This is a genomic window from Kitasatospora sp. NPDC004745 (genome assembly GCF_042873275.1).
Lineage (GTDB): Bacteria > Actinomycetota > Actinomycetes > Streptomycetales > Streptomycetaceae > Kitasatospora.
This window is the reverse complement of sequence record NZ_JBIALK010000024.1, coordinates 74,314-96,883: the sequence shown is the minus strand read 5'-3', so window position 1 is coordinate 96,883 and position 22,570 is coordinate 74,314. Positions and strand designations below refer to the sequence as shown.

The 22,570-nt window shown below is 76.0% G+C and carries 21 protein-coding genes; 8 read left to right on the top strand and 13 right to left on the bottom strand.

From position 1 onward, the window contains the following. Positions 1-136 precede the first annotated feature (136 nt). Complete coding sequence (locus ACFYUY_RS30910) at positions 137-1,396, top strand: pyroglutamyl peptidase (protein WP_387905536.1); 1,260 nt, start codon at positions 137-139, stop codon at positions 1,394-1,396. A gap of 40 nt (positions 1,397-1,436) precedes the next feature. On the opposite strand, the gene ACFYUY_RS30905 is transcribed toward ACFYUY_RS30910, so the two are convergent. The 3 genes from ACFYUY_RS30905 to ACFYUY_RS30895 all read right to left on the bottom strand — a co-directional run bounded on the left by ACFYUY_RS30905 (position 1,437) and on the right by ACFYUY_RS30895 (position 3,360). Then, positions 1,437-1,937, bottom strand: coding sequence for an inorganic diphosphatase (locus ACFYUY_RS30905; RefSeq protein ID WP_360209782.1), 501 nt, complete (start codon positions 1,935-1,937; stop codon positions 1,437-1,439). A 128-nt stretch (positions 1,938-2,065) separates the two neighbouring features. Beyond that, complete coding sequence (locus ACFYUY_RS30900; RefSeq protein WP_360209704.1) at positions 2,066-2,491, bottom strand: hypothetical protein; 426 nt, start codon at positions 2,489-2,491, stop codon at positions 2,066-2,068. 134 nt (positions 2,492-2,625) lie between these two features. Next, positions 2,626-3,360 (bottom strand): Mut7-C RNAse domain-containing protein, encoded by a 735-nt coding sequence (locus ACFYUY_RS30895; protein WP_387905532.1) that lies wholly within the window; start codon positions 3,358-3,360, stop codon positions 2,626-2,628. Positions 3,361-3,474: 114 nt separating this feature from the next. On the opposite strand from ACFYUY_RS30895, the gene ACFYUY_RS30890 reads away from it, so the two are divergent. Then, on the top strand, positions 3,475-3,693 hold the full coding sequence (locus tag ACFYUY_RS30890) for a hypothetical protein (RefSeq protein ID WP_360209700.1): 219 nt from the start codon (positions 3,475-3,477) through the stop codon (positions 3,691-3,693). Here ACFYUY_RS30890 and ACFYUY_RS30885 read toward each other — a convergent pair. Further along, the gene (locus ACFYUY_RS30885) at positions 3,624-4,913 is read right to left on the bottom strand and encodes an MFS transporter (protein WP_360209695.1); all 1,290 of its coding nucleotides are present in this window, start codon (positions 4,911-4,913) and stop codon (positions 3,624-3,626) included. The genes ACFYUY_RS30890 and ACFYUY_RS30885 overlap by 70 nt on opposite strands. Before the next feature lie 332 nt (positions 4,914-5,245). Between ACFYUY_RS30885 and ACFYUY_RS30880 the strand changes: the two genes are divergently transcribed. Further along, positions 5,246-7,681 (top strand): molybdopterin cofactor-binding domain-containing protein, encoded by a 2,436-nt coding sequence (locus tag ACFYUY_RS30880; protein ID WP_387905529.1) that lies wholly within the window; start codon positions 5,246-5,248, stop codon positions 7,679-7,681. 53 nt (positions 7,682-7,734) lie between these two features. Next, on the top strand, positions 7,735-8,199 hold the full coding sequence (locus ACFYUY_RS30875) for a (2Fe-2S)-binding protein (protein ID WP_387905527.1): 465 nt from the start codon (positions 7,735-7,737) through the stop codon (positions 8,197-8,199). 45 nt (positions 8,200-8,244) lie between these two features. Here ACFYUY_RS30875 and ACFYUY_RS30870 read toward each other — a convergent pair whose 3' ends face one another. Further along, a complete protein-coding gene (locus tag ACFYUY_RS30870) occupies positions 8,245-8,679 on the bottom strand; it encodes a hypothetical protein (protein ID WP_360209689.1) in 435 nt (144 codons plus the stop codon). 269 nt (positions 8,680-8,948) lie between these two features. On the opposite strand from ACFYUY_RS30870, the gene ACFYUY_RS30865 reads away from it, so the two are divergent. Beyond that, on the top strand, positions 8,949-10,277 hold the full coding sequence (locus ACFYUY_RS30865) for a hypothetical protein (protein WP_387905525.1): 1,329 nt from the start codon (positions 8,949-8,951) through the stop codon (positions 10,275-10,277). Between the two features lie 257 nt (positions 10,278-10,534). Here the strand turns inward: ACFYUY_RS30865 and ACFYUY_RS30860 are convergent, their stop codons facing one another. The 6 genes from ACFYUY_RS30860 to ACFYUY_RS30835 all read right to left on the bottom strand — a co-directional run bounded on the left by ACFYUY_RS30860 (position 10,535) and on the right by ACFYUY_RS30835 (position 18,706). Next, positions 10,535-11,131 carry a TIGR03086 family metal-binding protein gene (locus ACFYUY_RS30860; protein ID WP_360209685.1) on the bottom strand — a complete coding sequence of 199 codons (597 nt, stop codon included), beginning with the start codon at positions 11,129-11,131 and terminating at the stop codon, positions 10,535-10,537. Between the two features lie 228 nt (positions 11,132-11,359). Next, on the bottom strand, positions 11,360-12,115 hold the full coding sequence (locus ACFYUY_RS30855) for an SDR family NAD(P)-dependent oxidoreductase (protein ID WP_387905522.1): 756 nt from the start codon (positions 12,113-12,115) through the stop codon (positions 11,360-11,362). A gap of 283 nt (positions 12,116-12,398) precedes the next feature. Then, a complete protein-coding gene (locus ACFYUY_RS30850; RefSeq protein ID WP_360209683.1) occupies positions 12,399-13,163 on the bottom strand; it encodes a transglycosylase family protein in 765 nt (254 codons plus the stop codon). Between the two features lie 554 nt (positions 13,164-13,717). Next, a complete protein-coding gene (locus ACFYUY_RS30845; RefSeq protein WP_360209681.1) occupies positions 13,718-14,386 on the bottom strand; it encodes a response regulator transcription factor in 669 nt (222 codons plus the stop codon). A gap of 72 nt (positions 14,387-14,458) precedes the next feature. After that, the gene (locus tag ACFYUY_RS30840; RefSeq protein WP_387905653.1) at positions 14,459-16,105 is read right to left on the bottom strand and encodes a histidine kinase; all 1,647 of its coding nucleotides are present in this window, start codon (positions 16,103-16,105) and stop codon (positions 14,459-14,461) included. Positions 16,106-16,198: 93 nt separating this feature from the next. Beyond that, on the bottom strand, positions 16,199-18,706 hold the full coding sequence (locus ACFYUY_RS30835) for a SpoIIE family protein phosphatase (RefSeq protein ID WP_387905519.1): 2,508 nt from the start codon (positions 18,704-18,706) through the stop codon (positions 16,199-16,201). Between the two features lie 83 nt (positions 18,707-18,789). Between ACFYUY_RS30835 and ACFYUY_RS30830 the strand changes: the two genes are divergently transcribed. From ACFYUY_RS30830 to ACFYUY_RS30820, 3 genes are all read left to right on the top strand, one after another. Continuing rightward, positions 18,790-19,110, top strand: a complete 321-nt coding sequence (locus ACFYUY_RS30830; RefSeq protein ID WP_360209677.1) for a DUF4326 domain-containing protein — start codon at positions 18,790-18,792, stop codon at positions 19,108-19,110. Positions 19,111-19,218: 108 nt separating this feature from the next. Further along, the gene (locus ACFYUY_RS30825) at positions 19,219-20,538 is read left to right on the top strand and encodes a PQQ-binding-like beta-propeller repeat protein (RefSeq protein ID WP_360209675.1); all 1,320 of its coding nucleotides are present in this window, start codon (positions 19,219-19,221) and stop codon (positions 20,536-20,538) included. Between the two features lie 29 nt (positions 20,539-20,567). Then, positions 20,568-21,203 carry a uridine kinase gene (locus ACFYUY_RS30820; protein ID WP_387905516.1) on the top strand — a complete coding sequence of 212 codons (636 nt, stop codon included), beginning with the start codon at positions 20,568-20,570 and terminating at the stop codon, positions 21,201-21,203. Here the strand turns inward: ACFYUY_RS30820 and ACFYUY_RS30815 are convergent. Both ACFYUY_RS30815 and ACFYUY_RS30810 read right to left on the bottom strand, forming a co-directional pair. Beyond that, complete coding sequence (locus tag ACFYUY_RS30815; protein ID WP_387905513.1) at positions 21,151-22,008, bottom strand: DNA-formamidopyrimidine glycosylase family protein; 858 nt, start codon at positions 22,006-22,008, stop codon at positions 21,151-21,153. The two genes, ACFYUY_RS30820 and ACFYUY_RS30815, sit on opposite strands and share 53 nt — an antisense overlap. A gap of 37 nt (positions 22,009-22,045) precedes the next feature. Beyond that, positions 22,046-22,501, bottom strand: a complete 456-nt coding sequence (locus tag ACFYUY_RS30810; RefSeq protein WP_360209669.1) for a universal stress protein — start codon at positions 22,499-22,501, stop codon at positions 22,046-22,048. Positions 22,502-22,570 lie beyond the last annotated feature (69 nt).

Genomic DNA, 22,570 nt, shown 5'->3' with positions numbered 1-22,570 from the left:
AGAACTCGCGGCGGTTCCCGCCCGTCCGCGGCGGTTCCCACCCGTCCGCGGCCCTTCGCGGACCCCTCCGGCGACGCCCGGAACCCCGCCGGAGGCGCCCTGGCGGGCCGCCGACCCCGCACCTATTGTCGGTGGCATGACATCTCTCCGTCGCGCCACCACCCTGGCCGCCACCCTCGTCGGCACGCTCGCCGCCCTGCTGGCCCCCGCCACCGCCCGGGCCGACCAGGCCGGCTGCCCGACCGTCACCACGGCCCCCGTGGACACCGAACAGGCCCGACTGCGGGACCCGCGGACCGCGGCCTTCACCGAGCGCTCCGGCCTGGACTCCTTCGTCCACCGCTTCCCCGCCGCACTGTGCACCGCCGGGGACGCCGAGCAGGCCGAACAGCTGGTCGACGCCTGGGGCCAGGCCCTGTGGCAGGCCGGGGTGGACCGCTCCCAGGGCCGGCGGGCGCACGGCGAACTGCCCGCCCGCGACGACCGCCCGCTGTACTGGACCAGGCTCGCCATGACCGTCCAACTCGCCCATTGGCAGCCCGGGTTCGAGATCGACCGGGCCGGACTCCGGGCCCGCTTCGAGGACGCCTCCCGGGGCCTCGACGACGGCTTCAGCGGTCGGCCCGGCGTCCGGCGGATCTTCGTCAGCGGCTTCGACCCGTTCGGCCTGGACACCGAGCCGCGCCGCGCCAACCCCTCCGGCGCGGCCGTCCTGGAACTGCACGGCCGACGGATCACCCTCGCCGACGGCGGCACCGCCGAGATCCGCGCCGTCGTCCTCCCGGTCCGCTACGGCGACTTCGACGAAGGCATCGTCGAGCGCGCCTTCGGCCCCCACCTGACACCCGGCCGACAGGCCGCCGACCTGATCACCAGCATCAGCCAGGGCTACCCGGGCCTCTTCACCCTGGAGGCCTGGGCCGGGCGCGCCCGCTCCGCCGACCCCGCCACCGACAACACCGGCACCCTGTCCGGCGGCACCCGCGAACACCCGGCCACCGCCCCGGGGCTCGGCGACGGGCCCGAGTTCATCCGCACCACCCTGCCGACCGACACCATGACGGCCGTCCAGCAGCCCTACCCCGTCCTCCTCAACACCTCCGTCACCGAGATCCCCGAGGGCGGTGCCTCACCCGTCGACCGCGAGGACGGACCGACCCCCGGCTCCCGCGCGGTCGCCGGAGGCGGCGGCGGGTACCTCTCCAACGAGGTCGCCTACCGCTCCAACCGGCTGCGCCTGGACCTCGCCCCCGACCTGCCCGGCGGCCACCTCCACACCCCCGTGCTCACCGGCCTGCCCGCCGACCGGGACCGCCTCACCAGCCCGGAGTTCGAGCGCAACGAAGCCGCCATCTCCGGCCAGGTCCGCGCCATCCTGCACGCCGCCCACCTCTGACCCACCCCACCCGGCCTGCCCGCCCCCCACCGGGTCCGGGTCAGGCCGGGTGGGCCCAGCGGGTGCCGGCGGCGCGGGCGCGGGACTCGGCGATCTCGGCGTACGCGGCGGAGCGGTCCGCCCAGTGCGAGCCCTCCACCGACTTGCCGCGCTCCAGGTCCTTGTAGACCTGGAAGAAGTGGGTGATCTCCAGCAGGTCGAACTCCCGCAGGTCCCCGATGTCGCGCAGCTCCGCGTAGCGCGGGTCGCGGGCCGGGACGCAGAGCACCTTCTGGTCCGGCCCGCGCTCGTCGCGCATCACCCACATGCCGACGGCCCGGCAGGTCAGGACGCATCCCGGCACGGCCGGTTCGCCGCCCAGCACCAGGGCGTCCAGCGGCTCGCCGTCGCCGCCGAGGGTGCCCTCGACGTAGCCGTAGTCGGCGGGGTAGCGGGTGGCGGTGAACAGGGTGCGGTCGAGGCGGATCCGGCCCGCGACGAAGTCCATCACGTACTTGTTCCGGGACCCCTGCGGGATCTCGATCATCACCTCGAACTCCACCACGGCCTCCTCCTGGCTCCTGGGGAGATTCTCCGCCGACGCCACCCGCCGGGCACCCGGTCGGCGCGCCGGATCCCGCGGATCGGCGGCCCGGCGCGCAGGTGCGGCGCCCGCTCAGCCCGCCCCGCTCAGCCGGCGGTCGGCTCCCAGGGGCCGTCCTCGGGCCGCGCCTCGTCGTCCGTCCCGGGCCACGGCGGCATGGTGACGGCGACGATCCGCAGCGGCCCGGGCGCGTCCTCGTCGGCCCGGAACTGGAACGCCGTGCCCAGCGGTATCGAGACCGCCGTACCGGGTGCGAGCCGCACGGTCTCCTCCCGCCCGTCCTGGCGCCGCCAGAGCCGTCCGGCGCCGGCGGTGACCTGCCACAGCTCCTGCACCGTCGCGTGCGAGACCGCGCGGGTGACCTGCCCGGGGGTGAGCTCGAACTCCGCGAGGCTGCCGCCCCCGTCGAGCACCAGCAGCGGCCGGACCACGGCCCCGTCCGGGGCGGTCACCAGCGGGACGTCTCCGACGTCCGCCGTCCCGAACGGCTCACGCACCGGCTGACCGCTCATCGGCCCGGCCCCTCTCGCCTGGTGGAGCACCTCGCCCCGCACCCACCACCGATGAGACCACGGCCCCCGGAACGGGCACCACCCCGCGGCGGCCGGCGGCCGAGGCCGCGAAGGACCGTCCGATCGGGCCGGTCTCAGCCGCCCGCGGGCGTGCCGAACTCGCGCAGGGCGTCGCCGACGATCGCGTCCAGCCGGGCGTGGTGGGCGCCGCGCCAGTAGGCCTGTCCGCAGTCGACGCACTGGGCGAAGGCGTCGTAGGAGCGCTCGGTGCCGTCCCGGAGCTGCTCCAGCACCGAGGTCTTGTCGGCGTCGCGCAGCATGCCGTTGCAGGTGGTGCAGCGGGTCCACGGGGCGAGCGGCGGCGCGAAGCGGGAGAGCACGTCGCGCAGCTGCTCGGCCGGGCGGTGGCTGTAGACGTAGGCGCCGGCCCACAGTTCGCGGCGGCGCAGCAGGCCGCGGTCGCGCGAGAGCAGGATGCGCTGCTCGGCGGCGGAGCGGGCGGCGAGCGCGGCGTCGCCGATGTCCGGGTTCTCGTAGGCGGCGTCGACACCGAGCAGCCGCAGGCGCCGGGTGAGGGTGCCGAGGTGGACGTCGAGCAGGAAGCGCGGCGGGACGGCGGAGGGCTGCGGCCTGGCGACGGCCTCCACCGTCACCTGTTCGCCGTCGGCCGGGACGTGCGCGTCCGGCACCGGGCGGCCGTCCACCAGCAGCGCGCCGACCTCGGTCAGCGGGACTCCGAGGGACTCCACGAGGTGGCCGAGCGTCGAGGTGCCGTCGGTGCGCAGCGAGGAGCGGCCGGCCCGGCGGGGCGCGGAGACGAAGAGGTGCAGCTCAGGGGCGAAGTCGAGCCAGATCTGGGGTCGGTCCACGCGGTCAGCATGCCAGCGGGCGGCGGCCGGTGGCCACCGTTTTCCGGGCCCCGCCCGGAGCGGCGTGCGGAGTAGCATCGGGCGTATCCGGAACAGCGGCGGTTGGAGCATGCGATGACCGGGGAGAAGCGGACGCGCCCGGCGGTCGACCCGTTGGCCGACCTGGCCGAGACCGCGCCCGACGACCTGTTCGCCGGGCGGGCCCACCGGGCGCGGCCGGCGCCACCGGGGGACGAGGACCGCTACGGCGGTGACGACGACCTCTACGGCTTCTCGGCGGCCGTGGCCCCGACGGCGGAGGACGGTCGGGAGGGCCCGGCGGGCGACGGGTAGTCGCGGTCGCGGTCGGCCCAGCGCACGACCGGCCCCATCGCGTGGCCGGCCGCCAGGAAGAGGACGCCCAGGACGAGCCAGCCGACCAGGCCGCCGTCCAGCAGCAGGGCGGTGAGCAGCAGCGGGCCGAGGGTGCGGGCGACGGCCACGCCGGTGCCGAAGAAGCCCTGGTACTGCCCGATCCGGTCCGGCGGGGCCAGGTCGAAGCTGATCTGCCAGGAGCCGGCCGACTGCCGCATCTCGCCGACCAGCAGCAGCACCGAGGCGGCCACCAGCAGCGCGGCGAGGCCCCACAGCGGCACGTCCAGGGCGGAGAGGCCGAAGACGGCGCAGCAGGCGAGCAGCAGCAGCCCGGAGGAGCGGACCGCGCGGGTGGCCGAGGCCAGTCCGGTGACGTCGCGCGCCGCCCGCACCTGGAAGGCCAGCACGCCCAGGGTGTTGAGGACGAACAGGGCCGAGCTGAGCCAGCCGATCCCGGGTGCGCGGTCGGCGATCCAGAGCGGCAGGATCAGGCTGAGCAGGGGCATCCGCAGCAGCAGAACGGTGTTGACCAGGGCGACGGCCGCGTAGCGGCGGTCCCGCAGGACGGCCAGGCGCGGTCCGGCGTCCGGCCGGGCGGGCGCGGGCGGGACTTCGGGCAGCCGCAGCAGGACCAGTGCGCCGGCCAGGAACCCGAGCGCGGTGACGACGAAGGCGCCGAGGAACGCCGCCCGGGTGCCGATGGTCAGCGCGACGCCGCCGATGGCCGCGCCGACGGCCAGCCCGCCGTTGAGGGTCGACTGCAGGTGGGCGAGCAGTCCGGTGCGCTCGGCGGGCGGCACCAGGCCGGCGACCAGCGCCTGCCGGGCGGCGGTGAGCCCGGACTGCGTGGTCGCGTAGACGCAGACCGCGACCAGGAACGGCCCGTAGTCGCGGATCACCAGGAAGGCGGCGACCACGACCGCGGTGGCGAGGGCGAGCGCCACCGCGGTGCGGCGCGGCCCGCGGCGGTCGGCGAGGGCGCCGAGCGGCACCCCGGCCAGGGAGCCGAGCGCCCAGGCGACGGCGAGGCCGGCGCCGAGCGCGGTCGCCGACATGCCGACGACGTGGGTGAAGTAGAGCGCGGAGCAGGTGAAGTAGGCGCCGTCGCCGACGGCGCTCGCCAACTGGGCGGCGGCGAGGGTGCGCTGGGGTCCGGCCGGCGGCAGGAGTCTGGTGGCTGGGGCGCTGCTGGTCGGCACTTCTCTCCTGGCGTGGGGCGGCGCGCGGGCCGGCGGTTCGCAACGGTTCGCCGCTCAGCCTAGGAAGGAACCGGTCCGCCCGGAAGGTCCAGTGATCAAGGAATTCCCTGGGCCACTTGGCCGGGGCGCCGCCGCACCGGCGGGCGATCGCTGAACCCCCGTGCGAGGGTGGCCGGTTGCCCGTTCCCCGCACCCCCGGGGGCGCCCCGCCCGCGTGGTCACGACGCCGTCCGTACCCGCCCCGAATCCGCCCGGCCGGCCCGCCGCCGGAGCCCGACGAGCCCACCCGGGGGCCAATGTTGGCCGTGTTGACCCGTCAGTAACGCCCTCCTATGCTCAACGGCGTTCGCGATCCGGCACCGGGGCCGGGGCCGCCGTGCCCGCCCGTTCCCGGCGCCGTCACGGCTCGAAGGACTCCTCCCATCACCACCTCCCTCGCCCCCTCGGGCGACACCGACCACCCGGACGGCGAACCGGCCGCCACCGGCACCGGCCACTCCGGCGACGCCCCGTCCACCACCGACACCGGCCACCCCGGCGACGAACCGGCCGCCAGCGGAACCGGCCGCCGCCGCTTCCTCACCTACCTGCTGGCCGCGCCGACCCTCACCGTCGGCGCCCGGCTCGGCCTCGACGCCGCCGCGCCCGCCACCGCGCGGGCCGCCGTCCGCGCCGCCGCGGCCACCCAGGAGGCCGCCGCCCCCTCGCAGTTGATCGGCCTGCCCGGCATCCCGGACATCCTCGACCTCGGCGACGCACTGATCCTCGCCGGCCTGCCGACCTCGCACCTGCTGGTGCTCGAACTCACCGCCGCCGGGCGCGCGGTGCTGCACCTGCCCCGGCTGGAGGTCGGCCAGGGCCTCACCACCGCCATCGCGATGCTGGTCGCCGAGGAACTCGACGCCCGGCTCGCCGACGTGGACGTCCCGCTCTCCGACGGCCGCCCCGAACTGCTCTTCAACCAGCTGACCGGGGCCTCCAACTCGGTGCGCTCGCTGTACGACCCGGTGCGCGCCGCGGCCGCCGCCGCCCGCGCCCGGCTGGTGACCGCCGCCGCCCGGCGCTGGAACGTTCCGGCGGACACCCTGACCACCGCCGACTCCGCCGTCCTCGCCCCCGACGGCCGCCGGGCCGGCTACGGCGAACTCGCCGCCGAGGCCGCCTCCGTCGCCGTCCCGGCCGTCTCCGCCGCCCCCAAGCCGCCCGAGCGGCAGCGCCTGGTCGGCACGCCCACCGGCCGGATCGACGCCCGCGACATCGTCACCGGCCGCGCCGTGTACGCCGGCGACCTCGCCGTCCCCGGCGCCGTGCCGACGGTTGTCGCCCGCCCCACCACGATCAACGGCACCCTGCGGTCCCTGGACGCCTCCGCCGCCCGCGCGATGCCCGGCGTGCTCGGCGTGGTGCAGATCCCCAGCGGAGTCGCCGTCCTCGCCGAGACCTTCGACCAGGCCCTCAAGGCCCGCGACGCCCTGCGCACCGCGTGGAACCCGGGGCCGCTGGCCGGGCTCTCCGACCCCGACATCCGCACCCGGCTGCGCGCCGCCCACGCGCCGTTCCTCGTCCCGCCGCTGCTCACCCGGTACGTGGACGGCGAGTTCGACTTCGCCTTCGTCAACCACGCCCCGATGGAGGTGCTGACGGCCGTCGCCGACGTACGGCCCAACCGCGCCGAACTCTGGTTCGCCGCACAGACGCCGATCGTCGCCCAGCAGACCATCGCCGCCGAACTCGGCCTCCCCCAGGACGCCGTCACCGTCCACGTGGTGCGCGGCGGCGGCTCGTTCGGGCGCCGGCTGTTCTTCGACGCCGCGCTGGAGGCCGCGCAGATCTCCCGGGCCGCCGGCCGCCCGGTCAAGCTGATGTGGACCCGCAACGACGACATGCGCCACGGCCGGATGCGCCCCGCCAGCCACCACCGGATCCGGGCGACGTACGCACTCGGCCAGGTCCTCAGCTACGAACACCGTGCCGCGACCGTCAAGACCGACTTCCGGCACGGGCTCGGCGAGAGCCTCACCGCCGCCGGCTTCAACCTCTCGCTGGCCGGACTCAGCCTCGCCCAGGCCTTCTTCCTGCTCAGCGAGAAGAACCCGTACGACGTCGGGCTGCCCACCCAGCTCCTCGCCGAGGTGCCGCTGGACATGCACACCGGCAGCTGGCGCTCGGTCTACTCCGGCACCGTCCGGGTCGCCGACGAGATCATGATGGACGAACTCGCCCGCCGGATGGGCCAGGACGCCGTCGCCTTCCGCCGGGCCCGACTGCGCAGTACCGCGGGGCGTGCCGTCCTCGACACCGTCGCCCGGGAGGGCTCCTGGGGCCGGCCGATGCCTCCGGGGCAGGCCCAGGGCATCGGCTACCACGACGAGAACGGCGGGTGCACCGCCTACCTGGTCGAACTCGACGCCACCGACGCGGCCGGCCCCCGGGTCACCAAGGCCGTCATCGCCGCCGACCTCGGCCGGGTGATCAACCCCCGTGGCCTGGAAGCCCAGTTGACCGGCGCGCTGATCGACGGCATCTCGGTGATCCTGCAGGCCGGCAACCACATCGACAACGGCGCCGTCCGGGAGGGCAGTTACGCCGACTTCCGGTACGCGCGGCAGCGGAACAGCCCGCCGGTGGTCGAGATCCACCTCATGCCGCCGAGCGGATCCCCGGGTGGTGCGGGCGAGTTGGGCGTTCCGGCAGCCTCCGCCGCGGTCGCCAACGCCTACGCGCGCGCCACCGGCACCAGCCCCCGCTCCTTCCCCGTCACCTTCTGACCCACCGCTTGACCCGCCGCCCGACTCCCCCAGCCAAGGAACCCCACCACGCCATGCCCACCCACACCTTCGTCCTCAACGGGCAGCCCGTCACCGTCGAGGCCCCGGACGACATGCCGCTGCTCTGGGTGCTGCGCGACAAGCTCGGCGTCACCGGCCCCAAGTACGGCTGCGGGGTGGGCGTCTGCCGCGCCTGCACCAGCCACCTGGACGGCCAGGAGTTCCAGCCCTGCACCCGATCGGTCAGGGACTGCGAGGGCCACAGCGTCACCACCATCGAGGGCCTGGCCGACGGCGACGCGCTGCACCCCGTCCAGGAGGCCTGGCTCGACTGCGACGTCGCCCAGTGCGGCTTCTGCCAGCCCGGTCAGATCATGACCGCCGTCGCCCTGCTGCGCCGGACCCCGGCCCCGACGGACGCGGACATCGACCAGATCCAGAACATCTGCCGCTGCGGCAGCTACCCGCGCATCCGCGAGGCGATCAAGCGGGCGGCCGCGCAGCAGGCGCACAGCTGATCCCGCCCCCGCCCGGCGGACGGGCGGGGGCGGGGTCGGGCACTGTCAGCAACCGCCGATCGAGCCGTTCTGCCAGGCGAAGTGGAAGTACCAGTTGCTGTCCGCGTAAGCCCCGTAGACGTACGCGGTGTCCCAGTACTCCGCGCCGTTGGCGCCCAGGTGAGCGGCGTGGATCCGGTACCAGACATTGCCCTGGTTGTTGATGTCCTCGCCCCTCGTCCAGCAGTCGGGGGCGATCTTGTCCCCGGTGTGGCCGACACCGGAGAGGTCGTAGACCCACGGCTTGTAGGACGGCCAGTACGACTGGGGCATGGAGTACAGGCCCACGCCGTGTCCGCTGGAGACGTGGCTGGTGAGGTAGTACCACCCGTCGGCGTTCGCGTTGCCGGCGGACAGACCGACCCCGCCGGCCGCCAGCGCGACCACGGCCGCCGCGGTCGCGCCGCGTCGCCCGATCCTCTTGAGAATGCCCTTGCCCATGTCAACTCCCCTGTTCGGTGTGAACCGTTGACGTGCCGCCCGGACAACCCCGGCCGGCGGGACACAGCTGACCGGACGACACGGGCTGTTCGGTAGCACCTGACGGAAACTGACAACACCTGACACCACGCGCCGAACAGGCCGAACACGCCTTCCCCCCAAGGGGTTTCGACGGAGGACTGAACACCGCCGTCACACAGGGCTATGATCCGTACCCGACAATCGAGCAACGGCACCGAGGGATCCGACATCTGACAACGGGGGTCGTCGTGGCGGAGCAGAAGTCCGAACCGGGGCAGGAGGCGCCGGCGCCGGCGCCCACCCCCGCCGAGAGTCTGGCGGCCGACCTGTGCCGCCTGCGCCTGGACGCCGGGAAGCCGTCCTTCCGCACGATGGCGAAGACGGCCGGGTCGATCTCGCACACCACGCTCTACGAAGCGGCGTCCGGCGCCCGGGTCCCGTCCTGGCCCACCACCAGGGCGTTCGTCCGGGCCTGCGGCGGCGACGAGGCGCAGTGGCACGCCCGGTGGACCGCCGCCGTCGGCGCCGAGCAGCCCGGCGCCACCCCACCGGCCCCGGCCGCAACCCCGACCCCGACGGCCCCACCGGCCTCCGCACCGGCCGCGGCCGCCGGTCCGGCGCCGGGCGGACAGCCGGGCGGGCAGTCGGGCGGACAGCCGGGCGGGCAGTCGGGCGGGCAGTCGGGCGGGCAGTCGGCCACGCCGCGCCCACGCCGCCGCCGGATCTGGACCCATGCGATCAGTCTGCTGGTCGGCATCGCGCTCGGCAGCGGCGGCACACTCGCCCTGACCGGCCACGACACCCCGGCCGCCGCACCGCCCGACGCGCACGGCTGCCCCGCCGGGGCCTCCGGACCGGCCGCCTCCGACCGGCCGTCCGCGACGGAACGCCCGGGCGAGGGTCCGACCGGGGATCCGACCGGGGCTCCGGCGGAGGATCCGGCCGGGGCCGCGGGCACCACCGGCCCGGCCTGGGTCGCCCGCACCGCCGCCGACCAGGAGGCCGTGTCCAGCACCGGGGCCGACCTCCCGGTGCGCTCCCCCGTCCGCCGGGGGGACGCCCTGGTCGTCACGATGATGCTGACCAGCACCTGCCCCGGCGCCGTCTCGGTCACCGACACCGGGCAGGACCGCTTCCAGGTCCTCGGGGACGTGACCGACTCGCTGCGCCACCGCGTACTCGTGCTCGCCGCCTTCCGGGCCGCCGGCCTGACCACCGCCGACACGGTCCGCGCCGACTACCCGCGGGCGAGCAAGTTCCACATCGCCGTCGACGAGTTCCGCGGCGTCACCACCGCCCGGTCCGCCGCCCGCGCCTCCGGGGACGCCGGCGGGACGACCTTCACCACCGACTCCGGCTCCGTCGCCTGCCGGCCGGGCGACCTCCTGGTGGGCGCGGTCGGCAGCAACACCGGGACGGCGCCGGCCTTCGGCAGCGGCTGGACGGCCCTGCCCGCGCTCGCCCTCTCCTCCTACCGCCTCACCACCGCCCACAAGATCGCCACCGACCCGGACCACTGCGCCGCGGCCGGACGCACCACCTCCCAGTGGGGGACCGTCCTCGCCGTCCTGCGGTAGGCCCGCTGTTTCGGATCTTGCCGGGCGCACGACGGCGGACCGGTCCGCCGTCGTGCGCCCCGCGGGGTCCCCCCGGCGCGACCCCCCCCCCCGCCCCCCAACACCCGGCCCCCGGGGGCGGGGCGGCGCCGGCGGGGGGGGGGGGGGGGGGGTGTTGTTGGGGGGGGGGGGGGGCGCCGGGGGGGGCCGGCGGGCCCCCCGCCCCCCCCCCCGGCGGGATCCGCCGGGCGATCCCCGACCACCCGCGCCGGAACCGGCTACGCGGTGGCCGGGTCGCGACCGAAGAAGGCGGCGAGCCGGTCGTAGGGCGGGGCGCCCTCGGGCGCGGTGACCTCCGGCCCGAAGGCGTGGTGGTCCTCCTCGCCGCCGCGGTACTCGGGTTTGAGGGCGCCATGGGCCCAGGCGAGGGCGGCCAGCGCCACCTCGTGGTCCAGCCCGTCCGTGGACTGGCCGGTGGCCCGGGCCAAATCCCAGCCGTGCACGGCGAATTCGGCGATCTGCTGGTCCACCGGGAAGCGGGCCGGCAGGGTGCCGAACCCGGGGACGTCCACCGTGCCCGAGAGGTCGCCGGCCGCCCGCCAGGCGTCGACGAGGCCCTCGGCACCGGCCTCGAAGGCGTGCAGCCAGTCCTCCTCGACCCGCTCGAAGGACTGCGACCAGTCCGGCTGCCCGCCCTGGGCCCGGACGGTGAACTGCCGCAGGTCGAAGAGCAGGTGGCTGACGAGGTCCCCGACGTCCCAGGAGCGGCAGGCGGTCGGGTGGCCGGCCAGCTCGACGCCGGTGCCGTCGATCAGCCCGGCGGTCTGTGCGAGGGCCCGGGCGAGCAGCACGATCGGGTCTTCCGTGGCGGTCATGGCGCGCCTCTCGGTCGGCGGAGGTCGGGATCACGGGTCGGACCGGGTGATCGTAAACGGCGCCACCGACAACCGCCCGGCGCGACACCGACCCGGTGGTCGCACCACCGGACCGGCACCACGCCCCGCGCCCGCGCCGCGCGAGCCCGCGGGCCCACGAGCCGTCAGGCAGCCAAGCACTCAAGCACTCGAGCGCCAAGGCCGGCGAACCCTCGAGCCCTCACACCGTCAGGCCGCGAAGCCCCCGTCCACCGCCAGCTCGGCACCGGTGACGTACCGGCCGTCGCCGCCCACCAGGTAGGCGACGGCCGCCGCGACGTCCGCGCCCGCCCCGAACCGGCCGAGTGCGGTCAGGCCGCTCTGGAACCCGGCGGACGGGCCGTCGGCCGGGTTGAGGTCGGTGTCGATCGGGCCGGGGTGGACGACGTTCGCCGTGATCCCCCGCGGGCCGAGCTCGCGGGCCAGCGCCTTGGTCAGTCCGATCAGCGCCGCCTTGCTGGTCGCGTAGAGGGTGGCGCCGGGGAAGGCGACCCGCTTGGCGATGCAGCTGCCGATGGTGACGATCCGTCCGCCGTCGGCCAGGTGTTCGGAGGCGGCCTGGGCGAACAGGAAGGGCGCCCGGACGTTCACCTCCAGCACCCGGTCGACGTCGGCCGGCGCCAGCTCGCCGATCGGGCCGAGGACGCCGACGCCCGCGTTGTTCACCAGGACGTCGAGCCGCCCGAAGCGCTCGACGACGGCCGCCACCGCCTCGCGCACCGCGCGCGGGTCGGCGCCGTCCGCCCGGACCGCCCAGCCCCGGCGCCCCATCGCGGTGATCTTCCCGACGACCTCCTCGGCCTGCTGCCCGCCGTCGCGGTAGGTGAGGGCGACGTCGGCGCCGTCCTCGGCCAGTCGCAGCGCGATCGCCGCCCCGATGCCCCGGCTGCCGCCGGTCACCAGGGCCACCGTGCCGTCGAGCTCCGCCACACCGTTCATCGTCATATCTCCAGAACTCCTCGTTCCGATCTCGGACATGACTCGATCCTGCGCGCCGGCGGCCGGAAGCTCCGGCGGTATTCAGACGTCGCGTTCAATCTTCAACTACCACCCGGGCGCCCGCCCGCGCCCCTGCACGCCGGCCCGCGCACCACCCGACGCGCACGACCCGCCACCGTCGAGCCCACTGCCGTCGGACCCATCACCACCGGCATCCGGAGCACGACCGACGCACCGCGCCGAGCGGCCGCCCGGAGGGGCGACCGCTCGGCGCGGGTGCGGGGAGGCGTCAGACGGCCAGCGTCTGACCCGGGAAGATGAGGTCCGGGTTACCGCCGATGGTGCGGGCGTTCTTGCCGTACAGGCTGTCCGTGTCGATGCCGAACTTGGCCGCGATGCCGCTCAGCGTGTCGCCGCTCCTGACGGTGTAGCCGCCGTGGGAGCCGCTCTGGGCGGTGTTCTTCTCGGTGGACGGGGCCGACTGGGCCGGCTTTGCCGACGGCTGGCCCTTGGGCGCCTGCTGGGGCTTCGGCGCCTGGGCCTGCTGCGGGGTCTTGGCAGCGGGCTTGGCGGCCGGCTTCGCAGCGGGCTTGGAGTCGGGCTTCGGGGCGGGCTTGGCGGGCGCCGCCTCCGAGGTGTCGACGGCGGCGGGGGCGCCGCCCTTGCTGAGACCCGCCTTCGCCGAGCAGACCGGCCAGGCGCCGGGCCCCTGCGAGGCGAGCACCTTCTCGGCGACGGCGATCTGCTGACCCTTCGTCGCCTGGTGGGCCTGGGGGGCGTAGGCGGTCCCGCCGTACGCGGCCCAGGTGGAGGGGGTGAACTGCAGTCCGCCGGAGAAGCCGTTCCCGGTGCTGATGCTCCAGTTCCCACCGCTCTCGCACTGGGCGACGGAGTCCCAGGTCGAGGGGGTGGCGGCGGAGGCCGAGGTGGCCGTGACGAGGCCGGCCACCGGCAGGGCCGCGACGGCGGCGCCCGCGACGACCGCCATCCGCACGCGGTTGCGCTTGGTGACGGCGGTCTGGGTGGCAGCGGCGGTCTCGTGACGGTGAGTCATGAAAGTCCTCTCGACAAGCCCCGGGCGGGCGTGCGGAACCAGACCCGGGACAGGGCCGGCTCGATCGCGCTCACCTCGCTCGACGGGCGGCCGCGCACGTGTCGGACGTGCCGTGCCGCCCCGGCCACCTCCGCTCGCCGACGGCCTGTTCGAGCCGGTCGCGTCGGCGGGCACGGCCCTCGCGCCGGTGGTCAGTCGGCGGGCCGTGCGTCGGGGTGAACCCGGGTGGTGCTCGTTGCACCGCGAAAGAAGCTACGGGCCGTCCAGCGGCGCAGCAAGCAATTCTTGGTCCCCGCAGCTCAGTTGACTGTTACCGGCGGTATCGATCAAGGAAGGCCGTCCAGTTCGACCAGGTTTGACCGCATTTTCAAGATCAAACGGTCAATTTCCGTGCCCGCGCTCACATCTGTCCATCCGTGACGCCGAGCACACCATCGACGAAGGGTCACGGATCATCGACGGAGGGTGACCACCATAGCCGGAGTTCCCGGCTCCGCGCACCCAGCGAGTGGCGTGCGCCACATCCGCGACGCTCCGCGACCGGACGGCTGCCCTCAGTCCCGGCCGCCGAGCTCCGCGTCACGCGCCAGCAAGGCCGCCTGGACCCGGTTCTCACAGCCCAACTTGGCGAGGATCCGGCTGACGTACGTCTTCACCGTCGCCTCGCTCATGTGGATCCGGGCCCCGGCGTCCGCGTTGGACAGCCCCTCGCCGAGCAGGGCCAGCACCTCCAGCTCGCGCCCCGTGAGCACCTCCAGGCGGCGCCTGGCCGCCGCGCCGCGGGCCGCCACCGAGGCGCTGCGCCCGGTCGCCAGCGAGTCCACGATGTGCCGGGTCGCGGCCGGGGAGAGGAAGGCGTTCCCGCTGGCGGCCGCGCGCACGGCCTGGATCAGCTCCTCCGGAGCGGTGTCCTTGAGCAGGAAGCCCGCGCCCCCCTCCGTCACGGCGCGCAGGACGTTCTCGCGCTCCCCGAAGGTGGTGAGGATCAGCGCCCGCGCGCCGGGGGCGGCCCTCGACAGCTCCCCGAGCGCCGTCAGCCCGTCCATCACCGGCATCTGGATGTCCAGCAGCAGGACGTCGACCCGGTGCGCCCGGGCCAGTTCCAGCGCCTCCCGGCCGTCGGCGGCCTCCGCGACCACCTCGATGTCGGCGGCGGAGCCCAGGATCATCCTGATCCCGGCGCGGATGAGCGGCTCGTCGTCGGCGACGAGGACTCGGATCACGGCTGGTCATTCCCCTCGAACGGTCTTCCGGCTGGAACACCATCCTCACACCTCCCGGGGAGGGGGCCCGCGTCAGTTCTTCGCGCGGTAGTGCTGCTTGTCCACCAGCACGCCGTCCCTGAAGCAGAACCGGACCACGTTGTCCTCGCCCCAGACCTCGCTGAGGTCACCGGAGAGGTACCAGCGGCAGTGCGCGCCCTCCGGCGGGGTCGGCCCGGTCTTCTTGTAGTCCTCGGTGAAGAAGTCGTTGCCCCGGGGCAGCAGGCGCAGCACGTCCGGCTCCGGGGTGCCGACCTGCAGCTCGTCGTAGACCGACTTCTTCACCGTCGCGTCGTCCGTGCCCTGGACGAAGGCCACCACGCCCCAGATCAACAGGCCCAGCACCGTCACCCCGACCACGGCCACCCCGACGGCGCAGCCGAGCGCCGGGCTGCGCCGGCCGCGCTCCGCCCCGTCGGCCGGCGGCAGGCCCTCCAGCAGCCAGTCCTCGACCCCGGCGTCGGCCCCGTCCCCGGTGCCCTCCGCCCCCTCGTAGGGCAGCACGCCGGCCAGCCGGAACCCCTGTTCCGGGGTCGGCCCCGCGTGCACCATGCCGCCGACCAGCCGGGCGCGCTCGCGCAGCCCGGTCAGCCCCTGTCCACCGCTGACGGCGGGGGCCGCGCCGGCCCGCGCGCCGACGAGCTCCGGGGCGCGCGGGTTGACCACCTCCACCACCAGGGCGTCCGGCTCGTACCGGAGCGCGACGGCGATCGGTGCGCCGGGGGCGTGCTTGTGCGCGTTGGTGAGCGCCTCCTGGACGATCCGGTACGCCGCGTGGTCGACCGCGGCCGCCAGCGGGCGCTCGTCGCCCTCCCGGGAGAAGGAGACCTCCGCCCCGGCCGCCCGCGAGGACTCCACCAGTTCCCCGATGCCGTCCACCCCGCCGCGGCCCGGCGCCGCGCCGGGCGCCGGAGCCCCCGCCGTCGACTCGTCGTGCAGCACCCCGACCACCTCGCGCAGCTCGCGCATCGCCGCGACCGCCGCCTGCCGCAGCACCCCGACCGCCTCCCGCTGCCGGTCGGTGAGGGTGCGGTCCACCTCGAGCGCCCCCGAGTGGACGGAGATCAGCGCGAGCTGGTGGCCGAGGCTGTCGTGCATGTCCTGGGCGATCCGGTGCCGCTCGCGCAGCCGCGCCTGGTGCACCACCATGACCCGTTCGCGCAGCAGCTGGTCGTTGCGCTCGCGCAGCGCGTCCAGCAGCGCCCGGCGCTGCGCCCGGTAGCGGCCCCAGAGCGCGGGCAGCACGGCGAACAGCAGGAAGCCGCCCAGCGAGAAGCCGAAGATCAGCTTGGGCGAGACCGCGGCGTCCTTGAAGACCCCGGTGACGGTGAACAGCACCCAGCCGAGCAGGAAGGCGCCGATCAGCCGGCCGACCCGGCGGATCCGCGCCCCGGCCGACCAGCCCGCGCAGACCAGCAGCACCACCGGCCCGACGGACCAGCCGGTGGCGGCCGCGGTCAGCACCAGCACCGTCGCCGGGAAGGCCGGCCGCAGCACCCAGAGCACCGCGACGGCGAGGCCGGCCCCCACCGCCGTCCCGGTGCCCTCGCCGGAGGCCAGCTCCAGCAGGGCGGCGACCGCGCCCATCAGCAGCGCCAGGGCCCCCTGGCCCACCACCCGGCGGGCCGGCCAGGGCCCCGGGAACGCCGTCCGTACCGCCTTGCTCCAGGCCCGTGCCATCGCATCCACCCGTGGAGGCTACCGGGCCGCCGGGCGCCGCGGCCGCCACCGTTCGTCGCCGCCCGCGCCGACGAAAGTCGCGGCCCGGGCCGGTCAGCCGAGGGCGGTGAGCAGCAGCGCCACGTCGTCCACCCGGTGCGAGGAGCCGACCTCCCGCAGCAGCCGCTCCGCGAGCCCCTCCAGGTCCTCCGGGCCCACCGGCCGGCGGCCGCGTCCGAGCGCGGCCGCCAGCCGGTCCACCCCCTGGTCGATCGACACCGCAGGGTCCTCGACCAGCCCGTCCGTGTACAGCGCGAGGACAGCGCCGGGTTCCAGCAGCACTTCGCTCACCGGGTACTCGGCCCGGTCGTCCACCCCCAGCAGCGGCCCGCCCGGCACGTACAGCGCCTCGGTGCGGCCGTCCGGGCGGCACAGCACCGGCGGCAGGTGCCCGGCCCGGGCGATCCGGGCGGTCCGGGCGCCGCCCTCGGCGGGGCCGAGCCGGACCAGGCAGCAGCTGGCGAGCAGGCCCGGGTCGAGGTCGAGGTGCAGCCGGTTGGTGCGGGCGAGCACCTGGCCGGGCGGGTCGCCGCCGGTCGCGAAGGCGCGGACGGCGCTGCGCAGCTGGCCCATGGTGGCCGCAGCGCCCACGCTGTGTCCCTCCACGTCGCCGATCACCAGGGTGAGGTCCGATCCGGTGACGATCCCGTCGTACCAGTCGCCGCCGATCTCCATGCCCTGGGTGCCGGGCAGGTAGCGGGCGGCGATCGCGATGCCGGGGACCTGCGGCAGCCGGTGCGGCAGCAGCGCCTGCTGCAGGCCCCGGGCCAGCGCGAACTCGGCGTCGTACAGCCGGGCGCGTTCCAGGGCCTGGGCGATGAAGCCGCCGAGCGCGGTGAGCAGGCCGCGTTCCTCGAGGGTGAAGGGCCGCGCCCGGTCGAAGCCCAGGATGCAGCTGCCGACGGGATGGCCGGAGGCGATCAGCGGCAGGAAGGCCCAGGCGCCCATCTCGTCGAGCTCGATGCCCGGGTAGGCGGCGGCGAGCTCGTGGACGGACTCGAAGAAGATCGGCGTGCCGGTGCTCAGGGCCTCCGCGCCGGGGATGCGGGCGCTGATCGGGGTGCCCTCGAAGCGGTCCAGAAAGCCGTCCGGGTAGCCGCTCTGCGAGACCAGGTTGAGGTGCTTGTCGCGCACCGTGTAGATCGCCAGCTCCTGGCCGCCGAAGGCCGGCAGGATCTCGTCGGCCACCGCGCGGCAGACGTCGCGGACGCTGACCGCCTCGGTGAGCGCGCTGGCGAGCTGCAGCAGGTGGTAGGTGCCCCCGACGCCGGTGCGGATGATCGGCGGGGTGGCGGCCCGCGGCTCGGCCGCGCCCGGCGGCGGCTCGGCTGCGACGACCCGGCCGGTGACGCCGTGCACGTCGGGGTAGAGGGAGAAGGCCAGCCAGCCGTCCGGGCGGGCGGCGAGGAAGGCGGTCGGCCGCTGGGAGAGCAGGGCGGCCCGGTAGCGGCCCTCGTAGAAGGGGTCGGCGAGCCAGGGCAGCACGTCCCACGGGTGGTGGCCGATCAGCTCCTCGCGACGGGCCTGCAGCAGCGGCTCGATGCCCCGGTTGGCGTAGGTGATCCGGCCGTCCGGGTCGAGCGAGAACACGCCGTCGCGCAGCCGCTCGACCGCGGCCGCGGCGGCGGTGAGGGTCCCGGCGTCCAGGACGGCGCCGACCAGGTGGGTGCGGCCGTCGACGATGGCCGAGGGCACCCTGGCCCAGAGCTCCACGGGGTACGGGTGGCCGTGCGGTCCGAGCACCCGCACCCGGGCGGCCAGCACCTCGCCCTTCTGCAGGGCGGTGCGGGCGGCGGCCCGGAACGCGGCGAGGTCGCCGGGGGCGATCCGGCGGCCGAGGGCGGCCACCGTGCCGTCGAACTCGCCGGGCCGGAACCCGAAGATCGCCAGGAAGTGCTCGTCGGCGGCCAGCGCGCCGGTGGCCGTGTTCCAGTCGAAGAGGCCGACCCGGGTGGCCGGTGCGGACTCGGCGGGGATCTCCACCACGGCGGCGCCGCCGTCCGCCTCCGCCGGGTGCCCGGCCGCCTCCAGGCCCGCGAGCCCGGCGGCCAGCCGGCCGGCGACCTCGGTCAGGACCTCCGGGGCGTCCTCCGGCACGCCTTCGTCCGAGGCCGGCCAGAGCACGCTGAGCACCCCGTACCGCTCCTCGCCGCCGGCCACCGGCACGCAGGCGGACGCGAAGTCGTAGGGCATGCCGACGGCGAGCTGCGGGAAGCGCCGCATGGTGTCCTCGGTGCCGGCGAGGGTGATGGTCCCGCCGGTGCGGAAGCTGACCGCGACGGGCAGCGGGCCCGCCGCGGGGATCCGCCGGAACGGACTCATGATCGACAGCGGCACGCCCGCGATCGTGCTGAGCACCAGCGACCGGCGGTCCGGCGAGCGCAGGTACACCATCGCGCCGTACGCCCCGGTGTCGTGCAGCACCCCGCGGACGGCGCTGCTCAGCAGCTCGTCCCGCCGGTGGCCCGTCGGGTGGGCCGGTGCGGGCGCGTCGGGCGGCTGCGGCGGGTGCGGGTCGGGCCCCTCCGCCCGGGCACGCCCGGCCGCGTGCGGATGGCGCATGCTCTTTTGCTACGCCGGGCCCAGGGGCGTGTCAAGGCGAGCCCGGGGTGCCCGGGGCCACCGCTTGCGCCAGCATGGACGCCATGCCGACCGGCCGCACCACCGTCGTCAACCTCAAGGGCCACCGCGACGACCCGGACTTCACGGACGTCGTCTACGTGGGCCGTGCGATGCACCGCGGCGGCTGGCACCTGCCCGGGTCCCCGTTGCACTGCCCGTTCCGCCCCGGCCCCGGCCTCACCCGGGAACGGATGCTCGTCGAGTACCGCGCGTACCTACTCGACCGCCCCGACCTGCTCGCGCTGGTGCCGCCGCTGCGCGGCCGGCGGCTGGGCTGCTGGTGCGCGCCGCTGCCCTGCCACGCGGACGTGCTCGCCGACCTCGCCGACCACGGGCCCGGCTGACGGGCCCTGACGCTCGCGCGGTGCGCGCCGGACGGTTCGCGCTCGTTCGATATCCTCCGGGCGAACGGCGGCGCACCGGGCGCCCCGGGGGGATGGGGGGCCGGGTCCATGCAGTCACCGTCGACCGAGGAGCCCGCGCGGCAGAGCGCGTGGCAGTGGGACGGCGAGGCCGACGGCGGCGCGCAGGAGGCCGCGGACGTGATCGGCGGTGGCGGCGACGGGCCGCGGCCGAGCCGGCGCCGGCTGCTGATCGGGGCAGGGGTGCTGGCGGCCGGCGGCGCGGCGTGGGCGTTCGGCCGAACGGGCGCCGACCGGACGACTCCCTCCCCCGGCCCGTCCCGGCCGCCGGGGCCGCCGCCCACCGCGCTGTCCGGCCCGCAGCCGGTGTGGACGTACCGCGGCCCGGAGCCGATGACGCCGGAGCGGCTGGTCGCCCCGGCGAAGCGCCCGGTGTTCCTCTCCAGGGCCGGGCTCCAGGTCGTGGACCCGGCCACCGGCAGCGCGTCCCGGCTGGTCGTCGTGGACCCGCCGGAGAGCCGGAGCTGGCCGAGCGACCTCAGCACCCGCAGCAAGGTGCTGCTCGGCCCCGAGCACGCCTTCACCACCGCCTTCGAGGGGCACCTCGACGCCCGCCACCTCACCGACCCGTCAGCCGACTGGAGCCTGCCGCTGCCCGACGGGCTGCAGCCCGGCCCCGAGCTGACCGGGTACGCGGACGGCGTCCTCTACGGCTTCAGCTGGGGCGGCTACCGCGAGGACGGCCAGATCGAGAGCCGGCTCTTCGCCCTGCGGGTCGCCGACCGCTCCCTGCTGTGGAGCGTCCGCAGCGGGCGGATCGAGCAGCCCGTCGCGCCCGCCGTGGCGGGCGGCCGGGTGGCCTGCGTGCGCAGCCTCGGCAACCGCGCCGAGCTGGTCGTGCGGGACGCCGCCGACGGCCGGGAGCTGTGGACCGGCCCCGGCGACGAGGACCTGCGCTGGTGCACCGCCGGCCCCGACCACGTCTACGTCCCCGACGGCGGCGGCGGTGTCCGCGCGCTGGGCTCCGACGGCGGGCGGGCCTGGACGCACTCCCCCGCCCGGGGCGAGTCCTGGCGCGCGATGCCGCCCGTCCCGGACGGCCCGCGGGTGTACGTCCCGCGCGACGACGGCCTCGTCACCGGCCACGAGGCGGCGACCGGCGCGGTGCAGTGGACCTGCCGGCTGCCGTTCCTGCTGGACCGCCGCAGCCACCCGGTGCTCGCCGGCACCACCCTGTTCGTCCCCGGCCCCGCCGTGGGCGGGGTCTGTGCGGTCGACACCGCCACCGGCCGGCTGCTCTGGACCTTCCGCGACTCCGGCCCGGGCAAGGACGTCTGGACCCTGGCCGCCGACGCCGACCGCCTCTACGCCGGGCACGACGACGTCCTGCACGCCCTCCCCCTGCACTGACCCGGGACGCGCCGGGGCAGGATGGGCGGATGCAGGTACGACCGATCTCCCCCGACCGACTGGCCGAGCTGCTCGCCGAGCGCATCACCGCCCTGCCCGGCGCCGGCGGGCGGTGGCTGCGGGTGGCCGTGGACGGCGCCGCGGCGGCCCGCCCCGACCTGCTCGCCGACGCGCTGGTGGAGCCGCTGCGGCTGCTCGGCCGCCCGGCCCTGCGGGTGTCGGCGGCGGGCTTCCTGCGCCCGGCCTCGGTCCGCCTGGAGTACGGGCACCAGGACGCGGACGCCTTCCACGACCTGTGGCTGGACGACAACGCCCTGCTGCGCGAGGTGCTGGATCCGCTGGAGCCCGGCGGCAGCGGCCGGGTGCTGCCCTCGCTGCGCGACCCGGTGACGGACCGTTCGACCCGCGCGCCGTACGCCGAGCTGCCGCCCGGCGGGGTGCTGCTGCTGGACGGGCCGCTGCTGCTCGGCCGCTGGCTGCCGCTGGAGCTGACCGTCCACCTGGCGCTCTCCCCCGCCGCGCTGGCCCGCCGCACGCCCGCCGACCAGCGGTGGACACTGCCCGCCTTCGCCCGCTACGAGGCGGAGACCGGGCCCGCCGACGCCGCCGACCTCACCGTACGGGTGGACGACCCGCGCCACCCCGCCCTGATCGAGCGGCCCTGACGGCCGACCCGGCCGGGGCCGGCCCGCGCTGGCAGAACGGGCACCAGTAGGCCACCCGGTCCTGCGGCGGGGCGCCCTGGCGGGAGGTCAGGACGAGCGTGCCGCAGCGGGGGCAGGGGCGGCCGGCCCGGCCGTAGACCCAGTGCTGGTGGCCGCGCCGGGTGTCGCCGGTGGTGACGTGCCCGGGGCGCAGCTTGTTGGCGTCCAGGAGGTCCCGGGCCCGTGTCACCAGCCGGTCGGGGTTGCGGAGTTCGCCGATCTCGGTCCACGGGGTGACCCCGGCGAGGTAGCAGAGTTCCGCGGCGTAGACGTTGCCGATCCCGGCCAGGTTGCGCTGGTCGAGCAGGGCTTCGGCGAGCGGCCGGGCGGGGCGGGCGAGCAGCCGGCGGACGGCCTCGACCGGGTCCCAGTCGGGGCCGAGCAGGTCGGGCCCGAGGTGGCCGACGGCGCGCTGCTCGTCGGCGGTGCGCAGCAGTTCGACGACGGGCAGCCGGTAGCCGACGGCGGTGCCGCGCTCGGTGCCCAGGACGGCGCGGATCTGCCAGGCGGGGCCGCCGGTCCAGCGCTCGCCGGGGCGGTAGACCTCCCAGCGGCCTTCCATCCGCAGGTGGGTGTGCAGGGTGAGGGCGCCTTCGAGGCGGGTGAGCAGGTGCTTGCCGCGCGGGACGACCTCCAGCACCCGGCGGCCGGCCAGCCCGGCGGTGGCGTGCGCGGGCACCCGCAGGTCGGCGCTGGTCAGCAGCTGCCCGGCGAGGGTGTCGTGCAGCCCGGCCGCCGCGCGGTAGACGGTGTCACCTTCCGGCATGTCTCCATCCTCCTCCACGCGGCGGCCCGGCCGGGCGTCATCGGGCGTCTTCGTCCCGGGGCTCGCGCACCACGACCACGGGGCAGGGCGCGTGCTCGGTGAGGTGGCGGCTGACCGAGCCGAGCAGCACGCCGGAGAAGCCGCCGAGGCCGCGGCTGCCGACGACGAGCAGCGCGGCGCCCTTGGCGGCCTCCAGCAGGGCCCGGGCGGCGCTGCCCGGCATCACGCTCTCGCTGATCGGGACGGCGGGGTCGTCGCCGACCACCCGGACGACGGTCTGCGAGAGGGTCCGGCCGGCCAGCTCCTCGGGGTTGAAGCTCTCGGTGGGCGGCACGGACGTCCCGACCCAGCCGTAGAACGCCGGGTACTCCCAGGTGGTGACGGCGCTGACCGTCCCGCCGACGGCCTTTGCGTAGTCGACCGCCCAGCGCAGCGCCTGCTCCGAGGCGGGCGAGCCGTCCACGCCGACGACGATCCGGGGCTTGCTGCTCATCGCGTTGCTCCGCTCTGCTCGGTGTTCCGGCCCGGTGCCCCGGACCCGGGTGGCCGGTCGGCCGGGGGC